The following is a 20,130-nucleotide window of genomic DNA, read 5'->3' as shown; positions in this document are numbered from 1 at the left end:
CTTGCTCAGCGCCCGATTTGCCCGCTCCTGCCGGCAAGCACCGGCAAGGCCTTGCCGCCCATGAACAAATCTGCTCGTCATATTGCCAATGAGATGCGATATCATTTGCAACTATAATGTCTGGCACTCAAAGCCCCGTGCATGCCACGCCTTGTTGCAGAAGGCCTTTTATACAGCCCTCTCACCCAGGAAATATGCCCAACGCGACAGGGAAACATGCATCGTCTTTGAGTTTGCTCGCATCCGACGGCAAGAAAATTTGGTTTTTTTCTGAATTAACTACATATTGACTAATGTGCCGGACAAAATTGCTCCTCCGGAGCCGTCTTTGACATGGCAATTCAATTTGCTTGAATCGCACGGCAGGTACCAGCCCGCACAGAAAGTTTCCGCTGCCTATCAAGGGGAAATCGCCGATTCACGCCAGTGAAGGATGATTCACTGGCGATACGATTTTTTTGCTTTTTGATTTTGATGTCGAACCAGGGAGAACCGAGAATGTCATTGATTATTGGAGTTCCACGAGAAGTTTTTGCAGGGGAGAAGCGCGTCGCGACAGTCCCTGAAGTCGTCGAGAAACTGGTCAAGCTGGGTTTCAGGGTCATCGTTGAATCGGGGGCGGGTGACGCGGCCAATTGCAGCGACGAAACCTATAAAGCAGCCGGCGCGGAAATCGCAGACAACGCTGCCACCCTGTGGGCCAGCTCCGACATCGTGTTCAAGGTTCGCGGCCCCAACGCCGAAGAAGTCGGCTTGCTGCGCGAAGGCGGCACATTGATCTCCTTCATCTGGCCCGCCCAGAATCCCGAACTGATGCAGCAACTGGCCGCCAAGAAAGCCACCGTCCTGGCCATCGATTCGCTGCCGCGCCAGCTTTCCCGCGCCCAGAAGATGGATGCACTGACCTCGATGGCCGGCATCAGCGGCTATCGCGCCGTCATCGAAGCCGCCAACGCCTTCGGCCGCTTCTTCAACGGCCAGATGACCGCTGCCGGCAAGGTTCCACCGGCCAAGGTCTTCATCGCCGGCGCCGGCGTGGCCGGTCTCGCGGCAATCGGTACCGCCGCCAATCTGGGCGCCATCGTGCGCGCCAACGATACGCGCGCCGAAGTGGCCGATCAGGTCAAGTCGCTGGGCGGCGAGTTCGTCAAGGTCGATTACGAAGAAGAAGGCTCGGGCGGCGGCGGCTACGCCAAGGTCATGAGCGAGGGCTTCCAGCAAGCCCAGCGCGAGATGTACGCCAAGCAAGCAAAGGAAGTGGACATCATCATCACCACCGCGCTGATCCCGGGCAAGCCCGCGCCGAAACTCATCACCGCCGAGATGGTGAAGAGCATGAAACCCGGCAGCGTCATCGTCGACATGGCGGCCGAGCAAGGCGGCAACTGCGAGTTGACCGAGCCCGGTCAAGCCGTGGTCAAGCACGGCGTCACCATCATCGGTTACACCGATCTGCCCAGCCGACTCGCCAAGCAATCCTCGACGCTGTATGCAAACAACCTGCTGCGCCTGACCGAAGAGCTGTGCAAAACCAAGGACGGCATCATCAACGTCAATATGGAAGACGATGCCATCCGCGGCCTGACGGTCATCAAGGAAGGGGAGATCACCTGGCCGGCTCCGCCGCCCAAGATTGCAGCAACCCCAGCCCCCGCCGCGTCAGCTGCACCTGCGCCTGCGGCCAAGAAAGCAGCCCATGGCCATGGCGGCAGCGGGGAGCCGATGCCGACGGGCAAGATGGCCATGCTCATCGCCGTAGCCGCCGCAATGTTCTGGCTGATCGGCGCCTACGCTCCGGCAGCGTTCCTCGGCCACTTCACCGTCTTCGTGCTGGCCTGCTTCGTCGGCTACATGGTCGTGTGGAATGTCTCGCCGTCGCTGCACACCCCACTGATGAGCGTGACCAATGCGGTCAGCAGCATCATCGCGATCGGTGCGCTGGTGCAGATCGCCCCGCCGTTCACGGCAGACATTTCGCGTCCGGACGGGATCATCCGCTGGGTCGCCGTCGTGGCAATCGCACTGGCTACCATCAACATGTTCGGCGGTTTCGCCGTCACCCGGCGCATGCTGGAAATGTTCCGCAAGTAAGGAGAATTTGAATATGTCTGCAAGTCTGGCTACGGTCTCCTATCTCGGAGCAACCATCCTCTTCATCCTCTGCCTCGGCGGCCTCTCCAACCAGGAAACGGCACGGCGCGGCAACCTCTACGGCATCATCGGCATGGCAGTTGCCGTGCTGGCCACGGTATTCGGCCCGCGCGTCGGTGCAGCCGGCCTGCCGTGGATCATCGGCGCAATGGTCGTCGGTGGTGCCATCGGTCTTTATGCCGCGCGCGTCGTGCAGATGACCCAGATGCCCGAACTCGTTGCGCTGATGCACAGCCTGGTCGGTCTGGCCGCGTGCCTGGTCGGCTTCGCGAGCTACATCGATACGTCGATTGCCTTCACCGGCGCGGAAAAGACCATCCACGAGGTTGAAATCTACGTCGGCATCCTGATCGGCGCGATCACCTTCTCGGGGTCGATCATCGCCTTCGGCAAGCTCTCGGGCAAGATCGGTGGCAAGCCGGTACTGCTGCCGGGACGGCATTTCATCAACCTGATCGGCCTCTTGATCGTCATCTACTACGGTCGCGAGTTCCTGCATGCGCATACCATCGCCCAAGGCATGATGCCGCTGATCGTGATGACCGTCATCGCGTTGGCATTCGGCGTGCACATGGTCATGGCCATCGGCGGTGCCGACATGCCGGTCGTGGTGTCGATGCTCAACAGCTACTCGGGCTGGGCTGCGGCGGCCACCGGCTTCATGCTGGAAAACGATCTCCTGATCGTGACCGGCGCACTGGTCGGCTCCAGCGGTGCGATCCTGTCGTACATCATGTGCAATGCGATGAACCGCAACTTCATCAGCGTGATCGCCGGCGGCTTCGGTTCCGATGGCAGCGCCCCGGCGAAACCCGCCAGTGGTGCCGAGCCTGCAGGCGAAGTCACGCCGGTATCGGCAACAGAAACAGCCGAGCTGCTGGGTGAGGCCAAGAACGTCATCATCGTTCCGGGCTATGGCATGGCCGTGGCGCAGGCCCAGCACACCGTGAACGAGATCACCAAACTGCTGCGCGAAAAAGGCGTCAACGTGCGCTTCGGCATCCACCCCGTTGCGGGCCGCATGCCGGGCCACATGAACGTGCTGCTCGCCGAAGCCAAGGTGCCTTACGACATCGTGTTCGAGATGGACGAGCTCAACGAGGACTTCCCGGATACCGACGTCGCGATGGTGATCGGCGCCAACGACATCGTGAACCCAGCCGCTCAGGAAGACCCGACCAGCCCGATCGCCGGCATGCCGGTGCTCGAAGTCTGGAAGGCCAAGACCTCGATCGTGATGAAGCGCAGCATGGCCTCGGGCTATGCTGGCGTGGACAACCCGCTGTTCTACAAGGACAACAACCGCATGCTGTTTGGCGACGCCAAGAAGATGCTGGATGAAGTTCTGGTGGCGCTGAAAGGCTGATCGCTTCGTTTCTGCATCCAACAAACAGGGGCCGCGTGACGGCCCCTGTTTGTTTTGATGCTTATGACATCCACAGCATCCGGAAAGTGCTTTTACCAGTCAAAGATCAGATCCGCTTCATGAAATGAATCTTTGCCAAGCCGCCTTCGGCGGTTTCGCGATAGCCGGCCTTCATGTCCTTGCCGGTTTCCAGCATGGTCTTCACCACCTCGTCGAAGCTCACGACATGGCGTCCGTCGGATAGCAGCGCATACGCCGCGCAATCCACCGCGCGCGCCGCTGCAATGGCATTGCGCTCGATACAGGGAATCTGCACGTAGCCGCCGATCGGGTCGCAGGTCAGCCCGAGGTGATGCTCCAGCCCCATTTCCGCCGCATATTCGATCTGGTACACGGAGCCGCCCAGCAACTGGGCCGCAGCCCCGGCCGCCATCGCGCACGCCACGCCGACCTCACCCTGACAACCGACTTCCGCGCCGGAAATCGAGGCGTTGCGCTTGACGAGGTTGCCGATCAGCCCGGCGGTCGCCAAGGCCCGCAGCAGTTTGTCAGTGGGAAATTGATACTGTTTTTGCAGGAAGTGGAGCACCGCCGGCAAGACACCGCTGGCACCGCAGGTCGGCGCGGTAACGACCTCGCCGCCGGACGCATTTTCCTCGGACACCGCCAGCGCATAGGAAAACAGCAATGCCGTCTGGTTGAAGTGCCCCGCCATGTTCAGCGCCTTGGCATGGTAGGAGGACGCCTTGCGCGCCAGGCGCAGCTCGCCCGGCAACACGCCATCGGCATTGATTCCGCGTTCGATGGCCCGCTGCATCGCCTGCCAGATGGTTTCGAGAAACACCCAGACTTCCCGGCCTTCATACTGCTCGACGAACGCCCAGAGCGGGCGCCCCTCTGCTGCTGCTGTTTCCAGAATTTCCTGCATCGAGGCAAACGGATAGCACTCGGCGCCGCCACTAGCGATACCCTGCGCATCCATCAGCGCACCGCCGCCGACCGAATAACCGGTCCAGGAATCGATCAACTGCTCTGCCGCATCGAACGCCTCGAACTTCAAGCCGTTTGGATGCAAGGGCAGGATCCTGGCCGCATCCCAGACGATTTCCGTCGGGATCGGCTTGAACGGCTCGCTGACGGCCCGATCAGTCAAATGCCCCTTGCCGGTCGCGGCAAGACTGCCGTAGAGCGTGATCCGGATCAGCGCAGCATGCGGCACGCGCTCACGAAAAGCTTCCGCGGCAAAGCGCGGCCCCATGGTATGGCTGCTCGAAGGGCCCAGGCCAATTCGATAGAGTTCGCGCAAGGATTTGATTTTGTTCGCTCCGGAGAGGCCCTTCTCGGGCCAGCAGGGGACAGTGTCATTGAGGTCGGCCAATTGTTAAATTGTCGTTATCCCTGAACTTCTCGCTCAGGGGCCAGTAGCAGGCCCAGCGCAAACTCTACCCCGTTGGCCACGTTGCGTGCACAGATGGTTCCGCCCATCTTAGCCATATAGGTTTTGGCGACGAACAAACCCTGGCCGCGATTGCCTTGCGCGCCGGAATCGCTCTCGCTGGAGACCCCATATTCGAAAATCTTGTCCAGCATGTCTTCGCTGATAGGCTGCCCCTGATTGTGAATCACTATCTGAACGCTGGTTTCTGCAGGCTCAAGCCGTATCGTGATCGGGCTACCCGGCGAACGATAACGTTCCGCATTACTCAGTACGTGCGTCACCACGTCTTCCAGCGGATATTCATCAGCCCGCACCGGCACTGGCTTATCCGTGGCCACATAGACAACATTATTGATCCCGGCACATGGAGCGTTGCGGGCGACTTCAGCCAGAAAAGCATTCAGGTCGAGTGCCCGTACTTGCAGACAGGAACTCTCAAAGGCTTCGCTTGGCGACGCGCTACCGTATAGCACACGGATGGCCTGTTGCATGCGCTGGAGGTATCGCTGGCTGGGATTATCCGGCTCGTCGTGCAGCACCAGCAGGGATTGCAAGGGCGACATGATTTCGTGGCCCACGGCGTGCCAGAGGTCTTTTTCCTGCTCGGTACGGATTTTTTCGCGTTCAATGTCTTCGCGCACCCGGCGCAGCAGATCGTGCAGGCATGTCGCCAGGATGCCCAGCTCGTCACCGCCGCGCAAATCGGCCACATCGAGCTGATCCAGCGAGGAGCTGGCCGATTGCTGCACCGCGCGCGTACGTTTGGTGAGGATCGTTATGCGACGAATCAGACCCAGCTCAATCACCAACCAAGCCATGGCAATCGCCAACAGCATAGCACCGACAAACCAGGAGACGCGGGTTACCGCCCCCGCCAGAATTCGATTTGCACTACGAACGTCACCATTGAGTACCAACTCATAACGTCCGGTCTGGGTGCTGATTTCCGTATGTGACTCCAGCCTGAAACCATCGGCTTCGACCGGCAGGCGACGAATCAGCCAGTTGATCAATGGCCAAGGCTCCTCCCCTGCGGCATCAATGCCCGTCATCCGCAAGACATCGGTGTTGCCTGCCTTGCCCAGTTTGCGAATAAGGAGGGATTCGCCCGGCAACAACAGTGTTTGCAACTCAGCCAGCAGGAAAGGGGCGTGGGCATTCTTGTCATTGCTATCGAAGATCGTCCCGGCATTGCCGGGCGCCAACATCTGCACATGAACCTGAATGCTGTCGAGATCACGCGGCGGCCACACGGGTTGTGACGTGCCGGCCAAATCAGCGCGCAGTAAATCGACCGGCAAACGGATCGAATAGAACACTTCGCGCTCGCAATCCGGGGTTGCGATTTCACCACGCGGACACGCCGACTGCCAGAGCCAACCACGGAATTCGTTTTGCGGGCGGGCATTGACATAATCACCGCCAGCCCGTTCGACAAAGCCGGTCAGTCGCCCACGCAAGGCTTTGCCGGCTTTGGGCTGCGTATCCGCCTCCAGCTCGAACGGCGCAATCCAGTTATAGTCCTCCCCCCGCAAGGCAATATGCACATGCACACGGTGAGACTTGGAAAAATCGCGTTCGCCGCGTTCATGCGGCACCAACTCGCGCATTTTCAGACGCCCCGCTGCGTAGATGAACGCCCCGGCCCAGGGGTTGGAGCCGACCGCCACGCAGAGCGCAGCATCGCGCGGGTATTGCACCAGACACCCCGACATCTCGATGGCATTGCGCACCTTGTTGTGCTCATCGAAATCCAGCGCCGAATAGGGCAGCAACAGCGGACGCAACGGCGTTAACGGCTTTGCGCCGGACAGGGGGTTGAGCAAAGCCAATTGGCCGGTAGGATGACGCAAGCGTGCGGCGATCTGGTCGCCGGTTTTTCCGAACCGCTCACGGTAGTTATCGAAACTTTGCTGTTTTTCCTCGCGCAGGACAGTCAGCGCCAGCGTAACCGTGGCCAGCGTCAGCAGCAGAAACACGGCACGAAACAAGGTGCGCAAGCGAATTGAAGCCAGCCAGGCAAGCATGCGTCTTGACATCGGTCAGCCCTCTGCAGACCAGCGAAATCCGCGCATCGGTACATTCTCGATGCCATCGAAATCCGGGTCTATCTCGCGGAAAGCATCGCGGATGGTACTGACATGCTTGCGAATGTTGTCCCGATTACGCCCGCTCTTCACCACCGCAAAGAGGTCCTCGTAGGAAACCACCTGCCCCTTGTGTTCATACAGGGCCAACAGAATGCGCTGCGCGGTCAGCGGCAGATTGACACGTTTGCCACGCCACAGCGTCGCCCCTTGGCGCAATGGATCGATGGAGAGTTCCTCGCGCGGTTTGGCTGCAACGGGCGTACTGTTTTCATTGCGCGATTTGGCCGCACGCAGGATATCGAGAAAGGTGTCGATGAAATCGGCTTCTTCAAACGTGGTCTTTTGCAGGTAATCCCATGCATCCAGCGCCTTCATGATGCTGCGGTAAATGGTCGCCGGCATGGCAGATACCACCAGCACCGGCGTGCTGCATGCCTTGTTGATCGCATTGATGATCGCCACCCCGGCATGGCGTTCGCGCCCCAGTTCGATATCCAGCACCACCACATCATAACGTTCGCGACCGATGGCAGCCTCGGCATCGTCGCGGGTAAACCACTGGTGAACCTCGATGCCCGGCTTGGCCGATTCAATCCAGCCCTTGAGTTGATTGCTGGTCGGAAGATCGTCTTCAATCACGGCGACTTTGAACATGGTTCGCTCCTGCTTGGATGAACCAATTATCCCCGTATTTCTCCCGCAAAGTCATGCCGGTGCTGTGAAGGTTTCTTCCGGGGGCGGCATGGGCTCTTCACGGACGGGAAGCAAGTGGGGGCGCTGCGGCGTTGAGTGCTCCAGACCGCTTCCGTGATGATGCAGTCATGGCAAAGCGACGCCATTGCTGTGACAAACCCACCCAAACCGGAGGAAATCATGCAACTTCCCAAACTGAACAAGATTGCCCAGTCCCTGCGCGCCATCCCGGCTTCCGTTGCCGGTTGGGTACGCACCCCATTGGATATGACGGGAAATGGACTTCGCCGTGCCGCACGCCCACTTTTGCTGCTGAGCCTGATCGGCGCAGCGGGTTATGGGATTGCCAAGCACCCGCCTTATCAAAGCATCGCCAGTGGCGAGGTCGGCCTGCGCACCAACCAAATCACCGGATCGATTGCCGAAATTCGTACCGGATCGGCGCTCGTCATCCCCGGGCTGCATTCACTGAGACGCATCTCCTTGCGCGATCAGGTTTATCGCGCCGAGCGCAGCGCCAAGGCTACTGGTGAAGCACCATTCCAGTCGGTGGAAGGGTTGTCGCTCGGCGTGGACATTACCATCCGCTACGCACTTGACCCGGAACGGATCGGCCGTATGGCCAAAGCCTTGCCGGACGATATCGGCGGCCAAGTGGTTGAGCCGCAGGTACAGGGCGTGATTTACAAGACCTTTACCCGCTATACCGTGCGCGAAATCTTTTCCAGCAAACGCGCAGAAATCCAGCAAAGCATCGAGCAGGAGCTGAAACCCAAACTGGCAGCGGACGGCATCATTTTACGCAACGTCATGATGGGCAAGGTCGATTTGCCTGCTGACTACCGCGCCGGGCTGGATCGCCTGCTGGCAGAAGAACTTGCCACCGAAAAAATGCGCTACACGCTGGAACTGAAGGAAAAGCAGGTCAAACAAACCGAGCTGGAAAGCAAGGCCGAAGCCGTTCGGCGAGAAAAAGCAGCGGAAGCGGCGGCTGCCGAACAAATTATTGCGGCTCGCGGCCAGGCTGAGGCGATGAAGCACGTACTGCCCTTCAAGGAAAAACAGATTCAGCAACGCCAGCTCGAAGCCGATGCCGAAAAGGTATCGCGCATCAAGGGCGCGGAAGCCAATGCCGAGGCCCGCAAAATTGAAGCCGTGGGAGAAGCGGCATCACGCCAGAAGCTGGCCGAAGCCGATGCTTATCGCGTCGAAGTCATGGGCAAAGCCGCCAGCGCACAGATGGAGCGGGACGGTGCCCTGATCAGCAAGCATCCCCTGCTGATCCAGAAGACGCTGGCCGACAAATTGTCCGACAAGATCTCCGTCATCATCGCCCCGCCCAATACCGGGGGATTCATCGGCGCCAATCTGTTGGGCAGCAGCAATACCGAACAACCCGCCAGCAAGCCAATCCGCAGGCAAGTGCCCGCAACTTCCGAAGAAAGGGGCGAATAATGTTAGCCGTTGCCACCCTGGCCTCGCTGGCCATCGTTACCCAGAATCATGTTGCACTCCGCGCGGCGCCGCGTGACACCGCCCAGCAGCAAGCCGTTCTCTGGCAAGGAGACAGCCTGGAAATTCGTGGTGCAAAAGGCGATTACCTGCAAGTCTGGGATCATCGCCGCGAACGCGGCGGCTACATCCGCAGCAATCAGGTCCGCGACTACGCCATGACGCCCGCCGATGCACAACAACTACTCGCCGTAATCCAGTTCGTGCGCGACACACCGGGACAGGAAGCACTGGGTATCGGCCATGCGGCCGCATTTCTCAAGGCCGCTCCGGCAGACGCCATCGGACCGGAAGTTTTCGATGCACTCGGCACTATGGCGGACCGGCTCGCACAGCGCGCTTCGGTCAGCCGGGGCAAGATGGGCGATGCCACCACGGCAGCCCATCTGGAGGTTGCGGCCAATTATGGCGTGGGCATGGTCAGTTTCGAGCGCGAAGGTCGTGTGCAAATCTGCTACAACGGCGAAGCTTTCCGTCGCGTACTGGCGCTGCCGCAATCCACCCCGCTGCAACGCGCCCGCGCGGCGCTGGCCCTGACGCGCCACGAATGCGTCAGCCCGGATCTCACGCCGACGGCTCGCGCAAGCCTGGACGGTTGGCGTGCGGAAGTGCTGGACAAGGTGGACACCGGGAAGCTGCCCGAGCACATCAAGAACCGCGTCCAGATGCGTCGTGCCGGCGTGTTTTCCTCCATCGCGTTCCAGCAGGCACGCCGGGGAGAAAATGCACAAGCCAGCGGCGAGCGCGCCCTGCAAAGTCTGGCTGCGATCAACAAGAAGGAACTGACCGAGGACGATGCCAATACCTACAGCGATGCAGCCGTCCGTGTTGGCGCAACACGCTGGGCCGCAGGCGACATCCCTCGCACCGGTTCGCCTCTGACGATCTCCACCCGCCCCGGCCAGCCCGGCGAGACGTGCGTGCAACTGATTGAAGCCAAACAAAAACAACCGGCTTTTGAACGTTGTACCTATGGGGTTGTCTGGACGGCGTCGGCAGCGGTCAATCCGCAACACAATGCCGTCACCCTCTCGGTACAAACGCTGGATACCTGGCGGGAGTTGTGGCTGTTTCGCAAAGGAGAAAAAGGCTGGGCCGTTGATGTGATTCCACCGGCGGCCAACAACCCGGATATCGGTTACATCGAATTCGCCGGCTGGATTCCGGGCGGAAAGCAAATGCTCACCGTTCGCGAATCCCGCAATGAGGGGCGCTACAAGCGCAGCTTCGAGATCATGAACATGGACAATTTCCAGGTCGAGCGCTGGTCCAGCAGACCCGATGCGCTTTCTGCGTTCTATCGCTGGCAAAACCCGGTCTGGAAACGGGCCACAGTGAGCGTGCGCTGATTTTCACACCTCACTGTGGCAGCCCTCTCCGTCAAGCTTCGGAAACAAAAAAGCGCTCGGAAAGTTCTTCCAGTCCAGTCGTTTCCAGTATTTCGGTCAGGCGAGCTGCCGCGCGCAGGCTGGGCGGGTTCTTGCGGGTAGCGATGATCAACTCGTTTTTCATCGAATGCTCCCAGCCCACGAGCTCGGTCACGTTGAGCTGGTAGCCATGCGCTTCGAGTTGCAGGCAGCGCAGGACATTGGTGAGGTGGCTGCCGAACTCGCGGGTGTGGATCGGATGCCGCCACAATTCGGACAACGGGGATTTGAGCGAGCGGTTCTTGTTCTTGCGCAACGCAGCGGCCACTTCAGCCTGGCAACACGGAACCAGCACGATGAAACGCGCCTGTTTTTTCAGGGCAAAGCGGATCGCATCGTCGGTTGCGGTATCGCAGGCATGCAAGGCGGTCACGATGTCGATATTTTCCGGAAGTTCTTTGGAGACGATCGAATCCGCCACCGACAAATTAAGGAAGGACATCCCGCCGAACCCCAGCCGTGCAGCGAGCTCCCGCGAATGCTTTACCAGCTCGTCACGGGTTTCGATGCCCCAGATGCGCCCTTGCGGCGCATGCTCCCTGAAAAACAGGTCGTAGAGAATGAAGCCCAGGTAGGACTTGCCGGCGCCATGATCCACCAGGCTCACTTGCGGCGAATCCTGCTGAGCTTCTTTCAGCAACGGCTCGATGAACTGGAACAGATGGTAAACCTGCTTGAGCTTGCGCCGGCTGTCCTGGTTCATCTTCCCGTCGCGGGTCAGGATATGCAGTTCCTTGAGCAACTCGACGGACTGGCCGGGGCGGACTTCGTAGGTTTTGGTCATGGGGATTCAATCCGGAAAAAACTGATGTGCGGGGCTATTTTACCCGAGTCCGCGCAATCAGCACCCCAAACAAAAAGACACCGGCCGCAGCCGGTGTCCACCCATGCAAAAAACAGAAGGATTACTTGTAAGCGCCGGAGGCAACGATCACGTCCTCGAACACTTCGATGTAAGCGGTCTTGTTTTCATGTTTTTTGGTGACCGGATCAATGGACTTGTAGTACTGCCAGCCGCTGCCCTTGGTCTTTGCAATATCGATCCGCTCTTTCACGAACAACTTCCCGTCCGGGTCCTTCGATCCCATCATGTTCTCGCCAATCTTTTCCGCATTGCGGCCATGTGCCAGACACTTGCCGGTCATGTCGTAGACAAACACGAACAGATCGCGGTTCACGAATTCGCCGTTCTTGTCGCTGAGATCGGCGAATGCCTTCTGGCGGCCATGCTGCTTGATATGGGCAATCGCGCGCTTCACCAGCGCTTCAGCTTCGGCCGTGGTGCCCTTGAAGAACGAGATCATGCTGCGCAGATCGGATGCTTGCTTGGCCAAGTCACTCGCCGATTGCTTGATCTTCAGCGTGGATTCGACCGACTGGTTGGTAATGTCGGCGATATTCGCGAGACTGTGCGTAACCTCACCCACTGCGACCGACTGTTCCTCGGTAGCCGAAGCAATGCATTGCACCATGTCTTCAGCCTGCCCCGAGGCCGTAACGATGATGTCGAGCGACTCTCTGGCCTCTTTGGCCAGGCCGACACCCTTGCCGACTTCCTGGCTGCCGCGCTGGATGGCGCCGACCGAACCTTCCGCAGCCTGCTGGATACCCTGTACTTTCTGGGCAATGTCCTTGGTCGACTGGCTGGTGCGTTCGGCTAGGCTGCGCACTTCATCGGCCACCACGGCAAAGCCGCGGCCCTGCTCGCCGGCGCGCGCGGCTTCAATAGCGGCGTTAAGCGCCAGAAGGTTGGTTTGTCCGGCAATATCGTTGATGACGTTGACAATCTGACCGATCTGGGCCGAATTCTTGCCCAGTTCGCCAATCGTGTTGGCCGCTTCCTGGATGGCTTGGGCAATCCGCTCCATGTCCGCTGCCGTGGTATCGACCGTATCGCGACCATGTACGGCTGCGTCCAGAACTTTTTCGCTCGCGGCAGTCGTGTTGGCCGCGCTCTTGGCTACATCGGTCACCGCCTGCGACACCTCGTTCATGGCTGTGACAATTTGTTCGACCTGATTCGAAAGATTTTCCGAGCCCTTGCTGAGTTGCTCGGATGCTGAGGAAAGCTGGTGGCTGCCGGTGGCCACGTTGTCTGCGACGATCTTCACGTTGGCAATCACGCCACGCAGCTTGAGGATCATCTGCTGCATGCCGCCCAGCAGTTGTCCGATTTCATCCTTGCTCGTGATTTCGACATCCACGTTCAGGTTGCCGATGGCGATCGCTTCGGCGACATGCAAGGCATCGTTGAGCGGGCGGATAATGCCGCGGGTCAGGAACCAGGCAATCGCGGAGGAAACCGCCGCGACAACAGCCAGCAGGATGAACAGGGTCATCTGGCCTTTTTCCGGGGGAACATTCAGGATGGCGTAAACGGATACCGCCGAGATAAGAACCAGTACCAACCCCGAACCAAGAATCAAACGGGTCCCGATCTTCATGTTGTCCAGCATGTATCGCTCCTGCCTGCATGACGTAGTCTTGAAGAATAACCCCTGCGCCCCTCCTCGCAGCCCCCTCGGAAATGCTTTTTTTATAGCGTTAAATCGTTCCCGAACTGACGCCCTGGCAGACATGACAAGGGGCGGTCTAGCCGCCCCTTTGTTTACTTGCCCCAACTGTCTTTCAACGTCACCGTTCGGTTGAAAACCAGTCTGTCTGCGCCGCACTCCTTGCGGTCGGCAACGAAATAGCCGTGGCGCTCGAACTGGAAACTGGTACCGGCGGTCGTTTGCGCCAGCCCCGGCTCAACATACGCCGTGACCACCCGCTTGCTGTCCGGATTCAGAACCTCCAGGAAATTCCGTCCGCCCGCATCGGGCTGCGCTTCGGTAAACAGGCGGTCGTAGAGGCGCACTTCGGCGCTCAGCCCTTCCGAGGCGGACACCCAGGTAATCACGCCCTTGACCTTGACGCTATCCGCGCCCGGTGTGCCGCTCTTGGTATCGGGAACGATCTCGGCCAATACGGCGGTCACATTGCCTTCGGCATCCTTCTCGCAACCGGTACACTTGATCACGTAGCCGTATTTCAGGCGCGCCATGTTGTCCGGGAACAAACGGCGGAAGCCCTTTTCCGGCACTTCCTGAAAATCCTCGCGCTCGATCCAGACCTCGCGGGTCAGGTTGAATTCGCGCTTGCCCATCTCCTCGTGATGCGGATGCACCGGCGCCGAACACGGCTCGGCATGATTGGCGCCGAACAGCGTATCCCAGTTGGTGAGCTTCAGCTTGAGCGGATCGAGCACCACCATGGCACGCGCCGCCTTTTCTTCGAGATCGTCGCGCAGTGCGCCTTCCAGGACCGAGTAGTCGATCCAGGTATCGGACTTGGTCACGCCGATGCGCTCGCAGAACAACTGGATCGCTTCCGGTGTGAAACCACGGCGACGCAGACCCACGATGGTCGGCATGCGCGGGTCGTCCCAGCCTTCGACGTATTTTTCGTTGACGAGCTGCATCAGCTTGCGCTTGCTGGTGATCACGTAGGTCAGGTTCAGACGTGCGAATTCGTACTGGTGCGGCAGCGGATCAGCCAGCAGGCCGCCTTCGGCCAGACGCGCCAGCAGCCAGTCGTAGAACGGGCGCTGATCTTCGAATTCCAGCGTACAGATCGAATGCGTGATCTGCTCCAGCGCATCCTCGATCGGATGAGCGAAGGTGTACATCGGATACACGCACCACTGGTTGCCGGTACGGTGATGCTCGGCATGGCGGATGCGGTAGATCGCCGGATCGCGCATGTTGATGTTCGGCGAAGCCATGTCGATCTTCGCGCGCACCACCATGCTGCCGTCCGGATGCTTGCCATCGCGCATTTCATGGAACAAGGCCAGCGATTCGGCCGCCGGGCGGTTGCGGAACGGGCTGTCCTTGCCGGGCGTGGTGAAATCGCCGCGGTTGACTCGCATTTCCTCGGCGGTCTGCTGGTCGACATAGGCATGGCCGGCTTCGATCAGATATTCCGCCGCGCGGAACATGAAGCCGAAATAATCGCTGGCATGGTAGAGATGGCTCTGACCGAACTTGTCCCAACCGAAACCCAGCCACTGGATCGCATCCAGGATCGAATCGACGTATTCCTGGTCTTCCTTTTCCGGGTTCGTATCGTCGAAGCGCATGTGGCAGACGCCATCGTAATCGCGCGCCAGCCCGAAATTCAGGCAGATCGACTTGGCATGGCCTACGTGCAGGTAACCATTGGGCTCCGGCGGAAAGCGGGTGCGAATCTTGGCCGGATCGGCCACGCCGGCCGCATGGCTGGCGGCATCGCCCGGCCCGCCCCCCCAGCGACGGCTGGCGAATTTGTTGGCGGCGAGATCGGCATCGATGATGTTGCGAAGGAAATTGCTGACTACAGGGGTTTCGGCGCTCATGGCTTATTGAACTTGAATGCGTTGAAGGTTTGAATTCTACCGGAAACACAAAGGCACTACACGGCCCAACCGTGTAGCGCCTTTGGCGAGAGCCACCTGAATCAGATGTCCTGCCCTTCCTCGATCCCGGCATGGCTCGCCGATTTTTGCGGGAGGATCAGGTTCAACAGGATGGCGAACAAGCTCACCAGGCCGACGCCGGTCAGGGCGAATGCGCCGAACTTGAGCGTCAGGCCGCCGATGCCGCAAGTCAGCACCACGGCGACAATTACCAGATTGCGCGGCTCCATCAGGTCGACCTTGGCGTCGAGCATGGTCTTGAGGCCGATGCCGGCAATCGTGCCGAACAGGAGCACCATGATCCCGCCCATGACCGGCATCGGAATCGACTGCAGCAGCGCGTTGAACTTGCCGAAGAAGGCCATGGCAATGGCAAAGATCGCCGCCCAGGTCATGATGACCGGGTTGAAGTTGCGGGTGATCATGACCGCGCCGGTCACTTCGGCATAGGTGGTCACGGGCGGACCGCCGATCAGGCCGGCGATACACACGCCCAGACCGTCGCCGGCCAGCGTGCGGTGCAGGCCGGGTGATTTGGTGTAGTCGGTCCCGGTCACGCCGCCGATTGCCATCACGCCGCCGACGTGCTCAATCGCGGGGGCAATTGCCACCGGCAGCATGAACAGCGCGGCGTACCAGTTTACTTCCGGCGAGACGAAATGCGGCACGGCGAACCATGCTGCATCGGCCACCTTGGCAAAATCGACGAAGCCGACAAAGCTCGCGGCAATGTAGCCCACCACGACGCCGGCCAGAATCGGCACCAGACGGAACATGCCCTTGGCGTAGATGGCCACCGCAATGGTAGTTGCCAGCGAAATGGCGGCCAGAATCATCGAGGTCTGGTAATCCATGACCTGCTTGCCGCCCGCCTGCCCCATCGCCATGCCGGCAGCAGCGGTTGCCACGGTCAGGCCGATGATCATGATGATCGGGCCGATCACCACCGGCGGCAGCAGTTTGTGCACAAAGTCCATGCCTTTCCAGCGAACCAGCGCGGAAAAAACGAAGTACATGAAGCCGGCGGCGAACAGGCCGAACTGCGTCGCGCCCTGCCCCCAGGTTTGCATGCAGTAGATGATCGGCGCGATAAAGGCGAAGGACGAGCCGAGGAAGATCGGCACCTGACGGCCGGTGCACGCCTGGAACACGAGCGTGCCGATCCCGGCGCCAAGCAAAGCCATGGCCGGGTTCAGCCCGGTCAACAGCGGCACCAGCACCAGCGCGCCGAACGCGACAAACAGAATCTGCGCGCCGGAGACGGCTTGTTTCAAGGTCGCAAACATCGAGTTACTCCCTTACGGTTGAAAACGTACAGGTTTAGAGGGTTCAAAACTCATCGGGCGAGCGAGCCAAAGCAGGTTGAGGAAGGCCGGAACGCAGGGACCGGAATGGACATGTAGTCCATGAGGATTCCGAGTACCGCCCGACCGCAAGATGCGAAGGCGCAGCCGCCCGATCAGCATATAAGATAACGACTTCAGGGCGCGAAGCCCGCAGCACAGACACCGGAATGGGCGTGTTGCCCATGAGGATGTCGAGCAGCGCGCGACAAAGCCATGAGGCCGTTTGCGCCGGTTTTACTTCGTGCCGAAGATTTTGTCTCCGGCATCGCCCAGCCCCGGAATGATGTATCCGAGCTCATTGAGATGGCTGTCCAACGCGGCAGCGACAATTTCGACATCCGGATGCTGCTCGTTCACCAGCTTCACGCCTTCCGGCGCAGCCACCATGACGATGGCCTTGATCTGCTTGCAGCCGTTGCGCTTGAGCATGTCGATGGTGGCCGCGAGCGAGCCGCCGGTCGCCAGCATCGGATCGATGATCAAGGCGATGCGCTCGTCCAGACGGCCGACGAATTTTTCGAAATACGGTTCGGGTTGCAGGGTTTCGTGGTTGCGCGCAAGGCCCACCACACTGATCTTGGCCGACGGAACCAGATCGAGCACGCCGTTGAGCATGCCCAAGCCCGCGCGCAGGATCGGCACGACAGTCAGTTTCTTGCCCTTGATCTGGCGCACTTTGACCGGGCCGCACCAGCCTTCGATGGTGATTTCCTCGGTTTCCAGATCGCGCGTGGCCTCATAGGCCAGAAGCCGGGCAAGCTCTTCCGTCAGAATGCGAAATTTGTTGGTACTGACATCGGCTTCGCGCAGCAGGGAAAGCTTGTGCTGCACGAGGGGATGGTTGACGACGGTAACTTTCATGGCGGCTCCAGAGTAGATGGACGCCGCACAGTTTAAACCAGCCGAAAATTGCCGCCATTGCGGCTTCCGGCAAGTCGTTGACTTATTAGCGGAACATGAAATAAACCGCGCCGACCAGACAGAGTCCGGCCCACAGGAAATCCCATTTGAAAGGCTGGTCCATGTAAAAAACGGCAAAAGGAATGAACACGGCCAGCGTGATGACTTCCTGGATGATCTTGAGCTGGGACAACGAGAAAGAACCAAAACCCATCCGGTTGGCAGGTACTTGCAGCAGATACTCGAACAGCGCCACCCCCCAACTCGCCAGAGCGGCCAGCAACCAGGGTTTGCTCTGCGCATGCTTGAGGTGACCATACCAGGCAAAGGTCATGAAAACGTTGGAGGCGATCAACAGCGGAATCGTAAAGAAGGCGGGAGTAAATTGCATGGGGCGCGGAACAACAGCTTTTGTTAAAATCGCGGCAGTTTAATGCCAACCACCCATCGCATACACGGAAATACTCCATGTCGATCCGCCGCATTCTCGTTGCCGCATCCCTATTTCTCGGTGTTTTCGCCCATGCGGGCGAAGCCGAAGACATCCAGCAATTGATCAATGCCAAGCGCTACTCGCAAGCGCTGGCTCGCGCCGACAAGTTTCTCGTCGGCAATCCCAAGGATGCGCAGGTCCGCTTCCTGAAGGGCATCATTCAGGCCGAGACGGGGCAATCCAGCGAGGCGATCAAGACATTCTCCGCCCTGGCTGCCGATTACCCGCAACTCCCCGAGCCGCACAACAACCTGGCAGTGCTTTACGCCCAGCAAAACCAGATCGACAAGGCCCGCCAATCGCTGCAAATGGCCATCCAGACCAACCCCAGCTACGCCATCGCCCACGAAAACCTCGGCGATCTGTATGCCCGCCTTGCCTCCCAGTCCTACGACAAGGCATTGCAACTGGAAAACCACAACCCCAACGTCAAGACCAAGCTCAAGCTGGTGCGTGAACTCTTCAGCAGGGCTCCGATTGCAGTGGCCAAACAAAAAGGCGCCACGCCTCGGGTCACAAATGTTGAGCCGGTGCCCGCCCCAGCAAAACCAGTCACGCCACCGCCTGTAGCCAAACCGGCCCCGCAGCCGCCTGCTGCCAGCGCACAACCGGCCAAGCCCGCCCAAACGGACAATCGCGACGCCGACAAGCAAAAAGTCGTGGCAGCCATCCAGTCCTGGGCCGATGCTTGGGCGCGTCAGAACGTCAACGGCTATCTGGCAGCCTATGATCGTGATTTTCACCCGCCCAAGGGACAGAAATTCAACGCTTGGGCCAAGGAGCGCCGCGAGCGCATTTCTGCTCCCAAGTCGATTGACGTGAAAGTATCGGATTTCAAGGTGGAGTTCTCTTCGGACAACAGCGCCAAGGTTCGCTTCCGTCAGAACTACCGATCCGACCGTCTGAGCAGCAGCACGGGCAAGACCATGATCATGCAAAAAAGCGGCAACCGCTGGTTGATCCGTGAAGAACGTACCGGCGGATGATAATCTTGAAGAAAATACGTCTTTCCTCCCTGATCAAGCACGGCGTTGCCGTGGCACTGCTGCTTGCTCTTGCCCCGGCCGCCCGTCCGATCATCGACAGCGCGGCCCACAATGCGTCGATCAATAAAGCCATCGGCGTAGCCGCCAAGGGAACGCCGGAAGAAATGGTTCTCGCGGCCATAGACGCCATCCGCGAAGGCCGTTACAAGGATGCGGAAGCTACGCTCGACCAGCTTCTGACGGCTGAACCGAATTACCGGCTGGCTCATCTGCTGCGCGCCGACCTCTACGCCATGCGCGCCATGCCGCTCAACTCCATCGGCGGCGGCAGCAAGGGACCGACCGACCGCCTGGAGGATTTGCGGCAGGAAGCGCTGGTACGCATCAAGCGCCGTACATCCCCGCCTCCGGCCAACGCGCTGCCAGCCAATGTGCTGGTATTCTCCAGCAAGCAAAAATATGCTGTCGTGGTCGACACATCGGTCTCCCGCTTGTTCCTGTTCGAAAACCAGGGGGGCACACCGAAACTGGTTCGGGATCACTATGTCACGATCGGCAAGCTGGGCGCACAGAAGGTCCGGGAAGGCGATCAGCGCACACCGCTGGGCGTCTATTTCGTCACCAGCCACATGCCCCGCAGCCAACTGGACAAAACCTATGGTGCACAGGCCGACTTGTATGGCGTAGGCGCTTGGCCAATCTCATACCCGAACGAATGGGACAAACGCGAAGGCCGCACGGGACATGGCATCTGGCTGCACGGCAGCCCAGCGCAAACCTATGCCAGAGCCCCGCAAGCCTCCAACGGCTGCGTGGTGCTAACCAACCCGGAAATGAGTCAGGTTGCAGAACACCTGCAGATTGGCTCAACGCCAGTCGTCATCACCGAAAAACTGGAATGGCTGCCGCAACAGGAATGGCAGCAACGAAAGGAAAAAGCACTCGCCAAGATCGAGTCCTGGCGCAGCGCTTGGGAAAAACTGGATACGACGACCTACCTTGGCCATTATGGCCAGCAATTCCGCAGCGAAGACGGTCAGGATCTGGCTTCTTGGCAGAGCCAGAAGACCAGCGTCAACAGCAGCAAACAGTGGGCCAAGATCCAGCTTGAGGAGTTGAGTATCTTCTCATCTGGCGGAACCGCTCCAATGCTGGTGACTTCGTTCGGCCAGGATTACAAGAGCAACAACCTCAACAACAACATGAAAAAACGTTTGTACTGGAAACAGGAGAACGGTGACTGGCGGATCGTCTGGGAAGGCGCGGCCAACAAGGGCGCATAAGGAAAAG

Annotated in this window: 15 protein-coding genes; 6 read left to right on the top strand and 9 right to left on the bottom strand. The window is 59.5% G+C overall.

Annotated elements, in window-relative coordinates; all coding sequences use genetic code 11:
• Positions 1 to 504 precede the first annotated feature (504 nt).
• Positions 505 to 2,091: a Re/Si-specific NAD(P)(+) transhydrogenase subunit alpha gene (locus tag BMZ36_RS08625; RefSeq protein ID WP_218142679.1), complete on the top strand. Its 1,587-nt coding sequence runs from the start codon at positions 505 to 507 to the stop codon at positions 2,089 to 2,091.
• A gap of 13 nt (positions 2,092 to 2,104) precedes the next feature.
• Positions 2,105 to 3,517, top strand: coding sequence for a Re/Si-specific NAD(P)(+) transhydrogenase subunit beta (pntB, locus tag BMZ36_RS08620; RefSeq protein ID WP_091194567.1), 1,413 nt, complete (start codon positions 2,105 to 2,107; stop codon positions 3,515 to 3,517).
• A gap of 106 nt (positions 3,518 to 3,623) precedes the next feature.
• Here pntB and BMZ36_RS08615 read toward each other — a convergent pair whose 3' ends face one another.
• The 3 genes from BMZ36_RS08615 to BMZ36_RS08605 form a co-directional block, all read right to left on the bottom strand.
• Entirely contained in the window at positions 3,624 to 4,823 is a 1,200-nt protein-coding gene (locus BMZ36_RS08615; protein WP_281242226.1) for an L-serine ammonia-lyase, read from the bottom strand.
• Between the two features lie 86 nt (positions 4,824 to 4,909).
• Positions 4,910 to 6,994 (bottom strand): sensor histidine kinase, encoded by a 2,085-nt coding sequence (locus tag BMZ36_RS08610; RefSeq protein WP_091194563.1) that lies wholly within the window; start codon positions 6,992 to 6,994, stop codon positions 4,910 to 4,912.
• Positions 6,995 to 6,997: 3 nt separating this feature from the next.
• Entirely contained in the window at positions 6,998 to 7,699 is a 702-nt protein-coding gene (locus BMZ36_RS08605) for a response regulator (protein WP_091194559.1), read from the bottom strand.
• A 219-nt stretch (positions 7,700 to 7,918) separates the two neighbouring features.
• Here BMZ36_RS08605 and BMZ36_RS08600 point away from each other — a divergent pair, with 219 nt between their 5' ends.
• Both BMZ36_RS08600 and BMZ36_RS08595 read left to right on the top strand, forming a co-directional pair.
• Positions 7,919 to 9,193: an SPFH domain-containing protein gene (locus BMZ36_RS08600; protein ID WP_091194692.1), complete on the top strand. Its 1,275-nt coding sequence runs from the start codon at positions 7,919 to 7,921 to the stop codon at positions 9,191 to 9,193.
• Positions 9,193 to 10,599: a hypothetical protein gene (locus tag BMZ36_RS08595; protein ID WP_091194556.1), complete on the top strand. Its 1,407-nt coding sequence runs from the start codon at positions 9,193 to 9,195 to the stop codon at positions 10,597 to 10,599. The genes BMZ36_RS08600 and BMZ36_RS08595 overlap by 1 nt, the downstream gene beginning before the upstream one ends.
• A gap of 31 nt (positions 10,600 to 10,630) precedes the next feature.
• On the opposite strand, the gene BMZ36_RS08590 is transcribed toward BMZ36_RS08595, so the two are convergent.
• From BMZ36_RS08590 to BMZ36_RS08565, 6 genes are all read right to left on the bottom strand, one after another.
• Positions 10,631 to 11,461: a class I SAM-dependent methyltransferase gene (locus BMZ36_RS08590; protein WP_091194551.1), complete on the bottom strand. Its 831-nt coding sequence runs from the start codon at positions 11,459 to 11,461 to the stop codon at positions 10,631 to 10,633.
• A 121-nt stretch (positions 11,462 to 11,582) separates the two neighbouring features.
• A complete protein-coding gene (locus BMZ36_RS08585) occupies positions 11,583 to 13,133 on the bottom strand; it encodes a methyl-accepting chemotaxis protein (RefSeq protein ID WP_177187833.1) in 1,551 nt (516 codons plus the stop codon).
• Between the two features lie 152 nt (positions 13,134 to 13,285).
• Positions 13,286 to 15,055, bottom strand: a complete 1,770-nt coding sequence (locus BMZ36_RS08580) for a glutamine--tRNA ligase/YqeY domain fusion protein (protein WP_091194544.1) — start codon at positions 15,053 to 15,055, stop codon at positions 13,286 to 13,288.
• A 101-nt stretch (positions 15,056 to 15,156) separates the two neighbouring features.
• Positions 15,157 to 16,401, bottom strand: a complete 1,245-nt coding sequence (locus BMZ36_RS08575) for a uracil-xanthine permease family protein (protein ID WP_091194541.1) — start codon at positions 16,399 to 16,401, stop codon at positions 15,157 to 15,159.
• A gap of 294 nt (positions 16,402 to 16,695) precedes the next feature.
• The gene (gene upp, locus BMZ36_RS08570) at positions 16,696 to 17,322 is read right to left on the bottom strand and encodes a uracil phosphoribosyltransferase (protein ID WP_091194537.1); all 627 of its coding nucleotides are present in this window, start codon (positions 17,320 to 17,322) and stop codon (positions 16,696 to 16,698) included.
• 85 nt (positions 17,323 to 17,407) lie between these two features.
• Positions 17,408 to 17,752 carry a DMT family protein gene (locus tag BMZ36_RS08565; protein ID WP_091194534.1) on the bottom strand — a complete coding sequence of 115 codons (345 nt, stop codon included), beginning with the start codon at positions 17,750 to 17,752 and terminating at the stop codon, positions 17,408 to 17,410.
• 77 nt (positions 17,753 to 17,829) lie between these two features.
• Here BMZ36_RS08565 and BMZ36_RS08560 point away from each other — a divergent pair, with 77 nt between their 5' ends.
• Both BMZ36_RS08560 and BMZ36_RS08555 read left to right on the top strand, forming a co-directional pair.
• A complete protein-coding gene (locus BMZ36_RS08560) occupies positions 17,830 to 18,840 on the top strand; it encodes a nuclear transport factor 2 family protein (RefSeq protein ID WP_091194530.1) in 1,011 nt (336 codons plus the stop codon).
• Between the two features lie 5 nt (positions 18,841 to 18,845).
• Positions 18,846 to 20,123, top strand: coding sequence for a L,D-transpeptidase Cds6 family protein (locus BMZ36_RS08555; RefSeq protein ID WP_177187832.1), 1,278 nt, complete (start codon positions 18,846 to 18,848; stop codon positions 20,121 to 20,123).
• The last annotated feature ends 7 nt before the right edge of the window (positions 20,124 to 20,130 follow it).

Source organism: Formivibrio citricus (genome assembly GCF_900115065.1).
Lineage (GTDB): Bacteria > Pseudomonadota > Gammaproteobacteria > Burkholderiales > Chitinibacteraceae > Formivibrio > Formivibrio citricus.
Note: the sequence above shows the minus strand (reverse complement) of the source record. Positions and strands in the feature narration are given on the sequence as shown.

Bases quoted from the DNA above. Each gene is read 5' to 3' on its own strand.
- pntB (WP_091194567.1), top strand. From the start codon at position 2,105: ATGTCTGCAAGTCTGGCTACGGTCTCCTATCTCGGAGCAACCATCCTC.
- BMZ36_RS08610 (WP_091194563.1), bottom strand. From the start codon at position 6,994: ATGTCAAGACGCATGCTTGCCTGGCTGGCTTCAATTCGCTTGCGCACC.
- BMZ36_RS08605 (WP_091194559.1), bottom strand. From the start codon at position 7,699: ATGTTCAAAGTCGCCGTGATTGAAGACGATCTTCCGACCAGCAATCAA.
- BMZ36_RS08600 (WP_091194692.1), top strand. From the start codon at position 7,919: ATGCAACTTCCCAAACTGAACAAGATTGCCCAGTCCCTGCGCGCCATC.
- BMZ36_RS08595 (WP_091194556.1), top strand. From the start codon at position 9,193: ATGTTAGCCGTTGCCACCCTGGCCTCGCTGGCCATCGTTACCCAGAAT.
- BMZ36_RS08590 (WP_091194551.1), bottom strand. From the start codon at position 11,461: ATGACCAAAACCTACGAAGTCCGCCCCGGCCAGTCCGTCGAGTTGCTC.
- BMZ36_RS08585 (WP_177187833.1), bottom strand. From the start codon at position 13,133: ATGCTGGACAACATGAAGATCGGGACCCGTTTGATTCTTGGTTCGGGG.
- BMZ36_RS08580 (WP_091194544.1), bottom strand. From the start codon at position 15,055: ATGAGCGCCGAAACCCCTGTAGTCAGCAATTTCCTTCGCAACATCATC.
- BMZ36_RS08575 (WP_091194541.1), bottom strand. From the start codon at position 16,401: ATGTTTGCGACCTTGAAACAAGCCGTCTCCGGCGCGCAGATTCTGTTT.
- upp (WP_091194537.1), bottom strand. From the start codon at position 17,322: ATGAAAGTTACCGTCGTCAACCATCCCCTCGTGCAGCACAAGCTTTCC.
- BMZ36_RS08565 (WP_091194534.1), bottom strand. From the start codon at position 17,752: ATGCAATTTACTCCCGCCTTCTTTACGATTCCGCTGTTGATCGCCTCC.
- BMZ36_RS08560 (WP_091194530.1), top strand. From the start codon at position 17,830: ATGTCGATCCGCCGCATTCTCGTTGCCGCATCCCTATTTCTCGGTGTT.